8 protein-coding genes and 2 rRNA genes (1 of these 10 only partly in view) are annotated in these 9,194 nt (G+C 64.4%); 3 read left to right on the forward strand and 7 right to left on the reverse strand.

The window, feature by feature from the left end:
- Positions 1-58: 58 nt before the first annotated feature.
- The 3 genes from BLEFHOIH_RS09020 to BLEFHOIH_RS09030 form a co-directional block, all read right to left on the reverse strand.
- On the reverse strand, positions 59-1,441 hold the full coding sequence (locus BLEFHOIH_RS09020; RefSeq protein WP_088344555.1) for a pyruvate dehydrogenase complex E1 component subunit beta: 1,383 nt from the start codon (positions 1,439-1,441) through the stop codon (positions 59-61).
- A gap of 280 nt (positions 1,442-1,721) precedes the next feature.
- Positions 1,722-2,738, reverse strand: coding sequence for a pyruvate dehydrogenase (acetyl-transferring) E1 component subunit alpha (gene pdhA, locus BLEFHOIH_RS09025; protein WP_088344557.1), 1,017 nt, complete (start codon positions 2,736-2,738; stop codon positions 1,722-1,724).
- A 155-nt stretch (positions 2,739-2,893) separates the two neighbouring features.
- Positions 2,894-3,223, reverse strand: coding sequence for a septum formation initiator family protein (locus BLEFHOIH_RS09030; protein ID WP_170937073.1), 330 nt, complete (start codon positions 3,221-3,223; stop codon positions 2,894-2,896).
- 340 nt (positions 3,224-3,563) lie between these two features.
- Between BLEFHOIH_RS09030 and BLEFHOIH_RS09035 the strand changes: the two genes are divergently transcribed.
- Positions 3,564-4,382: a tetratricopeptide repeat protein gene (locus BLEFHOIH_RS09035; protein WP_170937074.1), complete on the forward strand. Its 819-nt coding sequence runs from the start codon at positions 3,564-3,566 to the stop codon at positions 4,380-4,382.
- 40 nt (positions 4,383-4,422) lie between these two features.
- On the opposite strand, the gene eno is transcribed toward BLEFHOIH_RS09035, so the two are convergent.
- The gene (gene eno / locus BLEFHOIH_RS09040; RefSeq protein ID WP_088344563.1) at positions 4,423-5,706 is read right to left on the reverse strand and encodes a phosphopyruvate hydratase; all 1,284 of its coding nucleotides are present in this window, start codon (positions 5,704-5,706) and stop codon (positions 4,423-4,425) included.
- A 98-nt stretch (positions 5,707-5,804) separates the two neighbouring features.
- On the opposite strand from eno, the gene queC reads away from it, so the two are divergent.
- Positions 5,805-6,527 carry a 7-cyano-7-deazaguanine synthase QueC gene (queC, locus tag BLEFHOIH_RS09045; protein ID WP_088344565.1) on the forward strand — a complete coding sequence of 241 codons (723 nt, stop codon included), beginning with the start codon at positions 5,805-5,807 and terminating at the stop codon, positions 6,525-6,527.
- A 326-nt stretch (positions 6,528-6,853) separates the two neighbouring features.
- Complete coding sequence (locus BLEFHOIH_RS09050; protein WP_170937075.1) at positions 6,854-7,642, forward strand: response regulator transcription factor; 789 nt, start codon at positions 6,854-6,856, stop codon at positions 7,640-7,642.
- Between the two features lie 58 nt (positions 7,643-7,700).
- On the opposite strand, the gene BLEFHOIH_RS09055 is transcribed toward BLEFHOIH_RS09050, so the two are convergent.
- The 3 genes from BLEFHOIH_RS09055 to BLEFHOIH_RS09065 all read right to left on the reverse strand — a co-directional run.
- Complete coding sequence (locus BLEFHOIH_RS09055) at positions 7,701-7,964, reverse strand: hypothetical protein (RefSeq protein ID WP_170937076.1); 264 nt, start codon at positions 7,962-7,964, stop codon at positions 7,701-7,703.
- Positions 7,965-8,123: 159 nt separating this feature from the next.
- A 5S ribosomal RNA gene (gene rrf / locus BLEFHOIH_RS09060) occupies positions 8,124-8,232 on the reverse strand.
- A 68-nt stretch (positions 8,233-8,300) separates the two neighbouring features.
- Positions 8,301-9,194: ribosomal RNA gene (locus BLEFHOIH_RS09065) — 23S ribosomal RNA — on the reverse strand (it continues 1,896 nt past the right edge of the window).

The raw sequence follows: 9,194 nt of genomic DNA on the forward strand, positions 1-9,194 counted from the left end.
TGGCGCTATCGCTCCCTCTCTGACGGCAACGGACCTGCGGACAGGATCGTCATGGCCATCATGTGCGATAACATACAGCTTTCGCGGCAGCGACCACCAGTTCGGCGCTCGGCAGAGCGAGCTTTTCCAGATTGGCGGCGTAGGGCATGGGGACGTCGGCGCCCGAGACTTTCGTGGGCGGCGCGTCGAGATAGTCGAAGGCCTCGCTCGCCACGCGCGAGCAGATTTCCGAGCCGACCGAGCAGACCGGCCAGGCTTCCTCGACGGTGACGATGCGGTTGGTCTTTTTCACGGACTCGATCACGGTGTCCATGTCGAGCGGGCGCAGCGTGCGCAGGTCGATGACCTCGGCCTCGATGCCCTCTTCGGCGAGCTTTTCCGCCGCCTCCAGCGCGTAGACCATGCCGCGCGCGAAGGAGACGATGGTCACGTCCTTGCCGGTGCGGGCGATACGCGCCTTGCCGATCGGGACCACCCAATCGTCGCCGGTCGGCACTTCGCCGCTAATGCCGTAGAGGATTTCATGTTCGAGGAAGACGACCGGGTTCGGGTCGCGGATGGCGGCTTTCAGCAGGCCCTTGGCGTCGGCGGCGTTGGACGGCGCGATCACCTTCAGGCCGGGGACATGGGCGTACCAGGCCGAATAGCACTGGCTGTGCTGGGCGGCGACGCGGGCGGCCGAGCCGTTGGGGCCGCGGAAAACGATGGGGCAATGCATCTGGCCGCCGGACATATAGAGCGTCTTGGCGGCGGAGTTGATGATCTGGTCGATCGCCTGCATGGCGAAGTTGAAGGTCATGAACTCGACGATGGGTTTCAGCCCGCCGAGCGCCGCGCCGACGCCGACGCCGGCAAAGCCCTGCTCTGTGATCGGCGTGTCGATGACGCGCTTGGCGCCGAATTCGGCCAGCAGGCCCTGGGTAATCTTATAGGCGCCCTGATATTCGGCGACCTCCTCGCCCATGACGAAGATGCGCTCGTCGGTGCGCATTTCCTCGGCCATGGCGTCGCGCAGCGCCTCTCGCATGGTCATGCTGACCATGTCGCGGCCGGGGGCGATTTCGGGCTCGGAGGATGCGGCGGGCTTGGCTGCGGCGGCAGGGCGGGATTCGACGGCGGCTTTGGCGGGCTCGGTGGCGGCGGGCGCCTCGGCCGCGGCCGGGGCCGCGGCGGCACTCACCGGCGTGTTGGCATCCTCGCCATCGGAGAGGATGGTGGCGATCGGCGTGTTGACCTTGACGCCTTCGGTACCGGCCGGCACCAGAATCTTGCCGAGCCGCCCTTCATCGACGGCCTCGACTTCCATGGTGGCCTTGTCGGTCTCGATCTCGGCGATGACATCGCCCGCCGACACTTCGTCGCCCTCGGCCTTCATCCACTTGGCGAGCTTGCCTTCCTCCATCGTCGGTGACAGGGCAGGCATCAAAACTTGTATCGGCATCAACGAATTCCTTGGCGTTAACCTGTCCGTGAACCGCAGAAGCGGCCGCTAAGGCGCTCTCGTTCCGGGCTTATTGTTGTTCAATTCCTATTATCCGATCGTCAGCGCTCGAGTCGGCCCTGATCCGCCGGATGCCCTTTTAACGTCAGCATGCCATCGCGACCAGAGCCTTCGGGGAATGCCCGCCATGCAGGCAGCGCAGTTTGCTGCTGAATTTAGCGCCACTTCTCGAATGATCGCCCCGCCCGGCCTCCCTGAAGAGGCGCGGGCAGAATTGGAATTAAACCGTAATATCCGTCCAGAGCTCGGCGGGATCGGGCTCGGGGTCGTTCTGCGCGAACTCCGCCGCCTCGTTCACGACCGTCCGGACATCCTTGTCGATGGCCTTCAGATCGTCCTCGCTGGCGAGACCTTTTTCCAGCAATCTGGCGCGAACCTGTTCGATCGGGTCGTGCTCCTGCCGCATCTTGTCGACTTCCTCGCGGGTCCGGTATTTCGCCGGGTCCGACATGGAATGGCCGCGATAGCGGTAGGTCAGCATTTCCAGGATGTATGGGCCCTTGCCCTCGCGCGCCCAGCGGACAGCGCGGTCGCCGGCGGCCTTGACCGCGCGCACATCCATGCCGTCGACCTGCTCGCCCGGAATGCCGAAGCTGAGGCCGCGCTGCGACAGGTCGGTGGTGGAGGAGACGCGGTCGATGCGCGTGCCCATGCCGTACTGGTTGTTCTCGACGATATAGACGACCGGCAGCGACCAGAGTTTGGCCATGTTGAAGGCTTCGTAGACCTGACCCTGATTGGCGGCGCCGTCGCCGTAATAGGTCAGCGAGACGCGGCCATTGCCCTTGTATTTGGCGGCGAAGGCAAGGCCGGTGCCGAGCGGCACCTGCGCGCCGACGATGCCGTGGCCGCCGAAGAAGCCGCGCTCGACGGAAAACATGTGCATCGAGCCGCCCTTGCCGCGCGAATAGCCGCCGCGGCGTCCGGTCAGTTCGGCCATGACGCCCTTGGGGTCCATCTTGCAGGCGAGCATGTGGCCATGGTCGCGATAGCCGGTGATGACCTGATCGCCCTCTTCGAGCGCCATCTGCATGCCGACGACGACGGCTTCCTGGCCGATATAAAGGTGACAGAAGCCGCCAATGAAGCCCATGCCGTAGAGCTGGCCGGCCTTTTCCTCGAAACGGCGGATCAGCAGCATCTCGCGATAGGCGTCGAGTTCCTGTTCGCGCGTGAATTCCGCTGGCGCCGAGGCAGGAGCGAGCTTGCTCTCGCGGGCGTGGCCGTTCTGGGGCATTTTCTGACTGCTCTTCTGCTGGGCGGGTGATTGAGCCATGGGCCTCTCCAGCTTCCTCCCGGGTGATTTCGATTAAGTCTAGCGAATCTCGCGCGGATTTCCCACGCCTTTCGCGTAGCGGAAAACGCTGCTCAAAAGCTAGTCCCTTGCGCCTGTTATTCCCTGTCGGCGGCACCTGGACGCAGGACGACGATGTCGCCGGGGCGCACATAATTGAGCAAAGCGCGGGCCTGCTCGTCCAGCATGTCGGGTTCGCTCGCCGCGCGCACGGTCATCAGCGAGACGTCGTGCTCGATGCGCTGGCGCTCGGTCTTGAGGGCCGCAAGCTCGGCCTGGAGCAGCGTGATGCGCTCGGCCAGCGCGGCGCGCCGGTTCAGGCCGTGATTGCCCTCGACCGCGTGATAGGAGAAATAGCCGATCAGCGCCAGGCACAGCGCCAGGAGCAGGGCATAGCGCCCGTTTCGACCCTTACGTGACGTTATCATGAGCGACGTACGCTGCTCCCCATCCGCTGGCCTCCTAAATGCGGGCGCTCGCGTTAAAGCGGGCTTAATGCGGCGCGCCATCCCCATACTGAATATCTTGATTCACTGCACGGCGCCCGCCGCCTGATTGACACAATTCTGCGGCTTCGATTGTTGTCTCCTAGTGTTCGAGACGATCAGGCCCGTATTCAGACAATAGAAAATACCGGCGGCCCGAAAGGTGCTTTCGGCATGGCGGTTGCTGACGCTTTGTTTTCCAAAACACTCTGGTTGAATAATGGACACGCAAAACAATTCCGCGCCACGCGCAAGAACAGGGCATTCCTTAGGCGTCCCCTCTATGGCGAATTTGGCGGCAACGCTGGCGGTCCTCGCCGCGACCGGGCTGTTGGTCTACCAGGAGCTAAGGCTCGCCGGCCGGCAGGCCCACTGTGGCGACCTGGGCGAGGAGAAAGCCTGGATCCAAGGCTGCACGGCGAAGCTGGCGCAAAGATATCTCAGCCAAAGCGAACGTGCCGAGGCGCTGGTCCATCGGGGCAAGGCGTGGAGCCTCATTCAAGACACCAAGGGGGCGCTCGCCGATTTCGAGGAGGCCGCGCTGCTCGATCCCAATAACTCAGAGGCGAGATTCGCCTGGGACCGCAGCTTTCGAATGGTGGAGCCCCGCTGGGCGCGCTGCGCCGATCGGGCCGCGCAGAAGCAGGATCTGGTCGAGGCGTGCTCGCTATTCATCGACGGCGCCGGTGCCGGGGGCAAGCTCAGCCGCCGCGAAGCCCTGAAGGTGCGGGCCAGCGCGCAAATTTGGCTGGCGAGCGACAAGAGCGGATCGGCGCGGGAGAGATACCAGCCCGTATTCGCCGATCTCGACGCGGCCTTGAAAATCAGCCCCGAGGATGCCGACGCGCTCCGGGAGCGCGCCCAAGTCTGGGAACGGATCGGCGCGCTCGACGACGCCATCCGAGACTATACTTACGCAATCGCCTTCACGCCGCTGCCATGGCGCAATTCGCCGTTGCGGGCGCGCGCCATGGTGTACCGGATGCAAGGCAAGCCGGAGGATGCCCGCGCCGATTATGAGGCCGCGCTGAAGATCGATCCGGGCGACATCACGGCCAAGGCCGAATTGCAGGCGACCGCGAACCGCGCCGCGCCGAATTAGGCGCGGGGGCTTCGCGAGCCGCCGGCGTAGGGCGCGCCGGTCAACGCGCCTGCCCCGGCAGGATCGAGCGGCCGGCATAGACCGCCATGCTGTCCAACTCCTCCTCGATACGCAGGAGCTGGTTGTATTTGGCCAGCCGGTCGGAGCGCGAGAGCGAGCCGGTCTTGATCTGGCCGGCATTGGTCGCGACCGCCAGATCGGCGATGGTGGCATCCTCTGTCTCACCGGAGCGGTGGGAGATGACGACGTTGAAGCGTGCCCGCTGCGCCATGGCAACGGCGTCGAGCGTCTCGCTGAGCGTGCCGATCTGGTTGACCTTGACCAGGATGGCGTTGGCCGCTTTCTCGTCGATGCCGCGCTTTAGCCTTGTGACGTTCGTCACGAACAGATCGTCGCCGACGAGCTGGACCTTGTCGCCCAGACTTGCGGTCAGCGCGCGCCAGCCCTCCCAATCGTCCTCGGCCATGCCGTCCTCGATGGAGACGATCGGGTAGCGGGCGACGAGATCGGCATAGAGCTTGGCGAGGCCGTCGGAGTCGAGGCTCTTGCCCTCGCCTTCGAGCTGGTATTTGCCGTCGCGGTAGAATTCGGTCGAGGCGGCGTCGAGCGCCAGGAACACCTCGTCGCCGAGCTTGTAGCCCGCCTTCTCGACGGCGCGGGAGATGAAGCCAAGCGCTTCGTCGGCCGATTTCAGGTTCGGCGCGAAACCGCCCTCGTCGCCGACATTGGTGTTGTGGCCGCCCTCTTTCAGCAGCTTGCGCAGCGTGTGAAAAATCTCCGCGCCCATGCGCAGGCCCTCGGCGAAGGTTTCCGCGCCGGCCGGCATGATCATGAATTCCTGGAAGTCGATCGGGTTGTCGGCATGGGCGCCGCCATTGATGATATTCATCATCGGCACCGGCAGCACGCGCGCATTGACGCCGCCGAGATAATGATAGAGCGGCAGGCCGGACGCCTCGCCCGCCGCCTTGGCGACCGCCAGCGACACGCCGAGTATGGCATTCGCGCCGAGCCGGCTCTTATTTTCCGTGCCGTCGAGCACGAGCAGCGTCTCGTCAATGCGCCGCTGCTCCTCGGCTTCCATGCCCTGCAGCGCGTCGAAGATCTCGCCGTTTACCGCCTCGACGGCCTGCTCGACGCCCTTGCCGAGCCAGCGCTCGCCGCCGTCGCGCAGCTCATGCGCCTCGTAGGCGCCGGTCGAGGCGCCGGAGGGCACGCCCGCACGCCCCAGCGTGCCGTCTTCCAGCACGACATCGACCTCGATGGTCGGATTGCCGCGGCTGTCGAGTATCTGCCGGCCGATGATGTCTGCGATTGCGGTCATGAGGAGGTCCTCTATATCTAGCGCTTGGCCTTTATCCGGCGTTATAGAGGGACTCGGGTGGGGCTTGAAGGACTTTTCTCGAAGGAAGGAGCCGGGCCATGAGCGAAGCGGGCGCCAATAGCGCGCTGGTGCTGTTTTCCGGCGGACAGGATTCGACCGTCTGCCTTGCCTGGGCATTGACGCGCTACGACCATGTCGAGACCGTCGGCTTCCGCTACGGCCAGCGCCACGACGCCGAGCTGGCCGCGCGCGAGGCGGTGTTTGCGGCGTTCGGCCGCGAATTCCCGCAATGGGCGGCCAAACGCGGCGAGGACCATGCCATCGAGATGCCGGCGCTCGGCCGCATCAGCGAGACCGCCCTGACGCGCGACACCGAGATCAAGCTGAGCGCCAGCGGCCTGCCCAACACCTTCGTGCCGGGCCGCAACATCTTGTTCTTCACCTACGCCGCCGCCATCGGCTATCGGCGCGGCCTGACCCGGCTGGTCGGCGGCATGTGCGAGACCGATTATTCCGGCTATCCCGACTGCCGCAACGAAACCCTGACCGCGCTCGCCCACACTTTGCAGCTCGGCACCGAAGCGCCCTTCCGCATCGAGACGCCGCTGATGTGGCGCGACAAATCCGAGACCTGGGCGCTCGGACAAGCGCTCGGCGGCGACGCGCTCACCCGGATCATCGTCGAGGACAGCCATACCTGCTATTTCGGCGTCCGCGACCGGCGCCACGATTGGGGTGCCGGCTGCGGCGAATGCCCGGCCTGCCAATTGCGCGCGGCGGGCTATGCGAAATGGCGGGCGGGCGCCGCCCCCAAGGCCTGAGGCCCCGCATTCCGCCGGCCAGATCGCCGTCGCCCTGATTAACCTTCCCGCGCCACCGGGAAAGAAATTGCACGCCCTGACAAATGGCTGCGCACAGCGCCAAGCGAGCCCCGCGGCCCCTCGCTATCTTCCCCTCTAGGCCGGCGGGTGATCCGCGGGCCGGTCTCACATGCTCCGGCCGCGGCCGTACACACGCGGCCGGGTCATGGGATCCGAGCATCAACCCTTGGCTCGCCGCCGCAATCACCGCCTGCGCCTTTGCGCGATAAAGGCCGCGCCCTGTGCGGGATTTTGACTGGCGGCGGGCCCAGAAGAAGGGGTCCATTTTGACGTATCATGAACAGATCATCGGCGCCGCGACGCCGTACATTCCCTTTCAAGGTCCGGCGGAGCACGCGGAACTGCTGGGCAATATTCTGGTCGTCGATGAGGATGCGTCCTATCGGGCGCAGCTCGCCTGCTTCCTGAAGGATCAGAATTGCCGGGCCCGGATCGCCCTCGCTTCGGACGACATCGCCGGACTGATCAAGCACGGCCCGTTCGGCGTGGTGCTGCTCGATATCGAAGCCGGCGGCGGCGCGGGGCTCGACCGGCTGAGGGAGATCCGGCGCTATTCGGACATTCCGGTGCTGGTGACCGGGCGCCGGATGGATGCCGTCGACCGCATCCTCGCCTTCGACCTCGGCGCCGACGGGCACCTCGTCAAGCCGTTCGACATGCGCGAGCTGTGGGCGCAGGCCCGCGCGGTGCATCGCCGCCAGGCGCTTGGCCGGCTGACCCATGCTGGCCGGTGCGAGCGCGGCTTCTACCGGTTCAACGGGTGGGAGCTCGACCGCAGAACCCGCGTGCTCAGCGACCCGGCCGGCTTGCCGGTCGCGATCGGGCGCAGTCCCTATGCGCTGCTGCTGGCCTTCCTCGATGCGCCCGGCCGGCCGCTGTCGCGGCTGCAACTGATGCAGGCAACCCGCGCCTGCGAGGATGTCTATGACCGCAGCGTCGATGTCCAGGTGCTGCGTCTGCGGCGGACGCTCCGCCAAGTGGGCGAGAAGTCCTGCATCCGGACGGTGCGCGGGCACGGCTACGTCTTCGACGCCAGGGTCGAGCGGGTCTATTGACGCAACCGGGCCGTTCGCGCTCGCCCACCGCGGCGCCCCTGCCGCAGTGGGCGAGCGCTTAGGTCGCCTCATCGTCCATAAACCGCGCGCGCAGGACAAACTTCTCGATTTTTCCTGACGGCGTCATTGGAAATTGCCAGATGAAGCGCCAGTGGCGCAGCGTCTTGTAAGGCGCCAAATGCGCGCGGCAAAACGCGATGAAGTCTTCTGGCTGAGCGCCGCCGGCGAGCCGGATGAAGGCAACCGGAACGCGCCCCGGACATCGTCCGGCACGCCGACCCCGCCGGAGCTCAGCTTGAGTGAGCGAGGCCCATGATGCCATGGGGCGGATTGCGGGCGGATGGGTAGCTTTGGCCGGGGAGCGGCGCCCTGCCCCCCCAAAAACACAAAAACGCCGCCGTCCCATTTGGGCTCGGCGGCGTTTACGCGTATTCATTCGAAGAGGGGGGTATCTCGCATGTGTTCCTGATATCCTTTGTATGCCTGGCAACGACCTACTCTCCCGCCTTGGCAGTACCATCGGCGCTGGAGCGTTTCACGGCCGAGTTCGAGATGGGATCGGGTGGGGGCGCTCCGCAATAATCACCAGGCAAACGAAGGATATCATGATCTGGTCTGTGTATTTCTCGGGCCTTTTAACGGGCATTGATTAATGAGAGCAATCAAGCCGATCGAGCTATTAGTACTGGTTAGCTTCATGCGTTACCGCACTTCCACACCCAGCCTATCAACGTGGTGGTCTTCCACGGCTCTCAAGGGAGAACTTGTTTTGAGGTGGGCTTCCCGCTTAGATGCTTTCAGCGGTTATCCCTTCCGTACTTAGCTACTCTGCACTGCCGCTGGCGCGACAACAGATCCACCAGAGGTACGTCCATCCCGGTCCTCTCGTACTAAGGACAGCTCCTCTCAATTCTCCTACACCCACGGCAGATAGGGACCGAACTGTCTCACGACGTTCTGAACCCAGCTCACGTACCGCTTTAATTGGCGAACAGCCAAACCCTTGGGACCTGCTCCAGCCCCAGGATGCGATGAGCCGACATCGAGGTGCCAAACAACGCCGTCGATATGGACTCTTGGGCGTCATCAGCCTGTTATCCCCGGCGTACCTTTTATCCGTTGAGCGATGGCCCTTCCACGCGGGACCACCGGATCACTAAGGCCGACTTTCGTCTCTGCTCGACGTGTCTGTCTCGCAGTCAGGCTGGCTTATGCCTTTGCACTCGACAGCTGATTTCCGACCAGCTTGAGCCAACCTTCGCGCGCCTCCGTTACTCTTTGGGAGGCGACCGCCCCAGTCAAACTACCCACCACGCACGGTCCTGGACCCGGATAACGGGCCGCAGTTAGACATCCATAACTATAAGGGTGGTATTTCAAGGGTGACTCCACGCCAGCTGGCGCCGGCGCTTCATAGTCTCCCACCTATCCTACACATGCAGTCACGAATGCCAATGCGAAGCTATAGTAAAGGTGCACGGGGTCTTTCCGTCTAACCGCAGGAACCCCGCATCTTCACGGGGAATTCAATTTCACTGAGTCTATGTTGGAG

It is taken from the genome of Rhodomicrobium sp. R_RK_3, from assembly GCF_002198715.1.
In the GTDB taxonomy this organism is placed as follows: Bacteria; Pseudomonadota; Alphaproteobacteria; order Rhizobiales; family Rhodomicrobiaceae; genus R-RK-3.

Coding starts and splice junctions, on each gene's coding strand:
- BLEFHOIH_RS09020 (WP_088344555.1), bottom strand. CDS start 1,441: ATGCCGATACAAGTTTTGATGCCTGCCCTGTCACCGACGATGGAGGAA.
- pdhA (WP_088344557.1), bottom strand. CDS start 2,738: ATGCCCCAGAACGGCCACGCCCGCGAGAGCAAGCTCGCTCCTGCCTCG.
- BLEFHOIH_RS09030 (WP_170937073.1), bottom strand. CDS start 3,223: ATGATAACGTCACGTAAGGGTCGAAACGGGCGCTATGCCCTGCTCCTG.
- BLEFHOIH_RS09035 (WP_170937074.1), top strand. CDS start 3,564: ATGGCGAATTTGGCGGCAACGCTGGCGGTCCTCGCCGCGACCGGGCTG.
- eno (WP_088344563.1), bottom strand. CDS start 5,706: ATGACCGCAATCGCAGACATCATCGGCCGGCAGATACTCGACAGCCGC.
- queC (WP_088344565.1), top strand. CDS start 5,805: ATGAGCGAAGCGGGCGCCAATAGCGCGCTGGTGCTGTTTTCCGGCGGA.
- BLEFHOIH_RS09055 (WP_170937076.1), bottom strand. CDS start 7,964: ATGGCATCATGGGCCTCGCTCACTCAAGCTGAGCTCCGGCGGGGTCGG.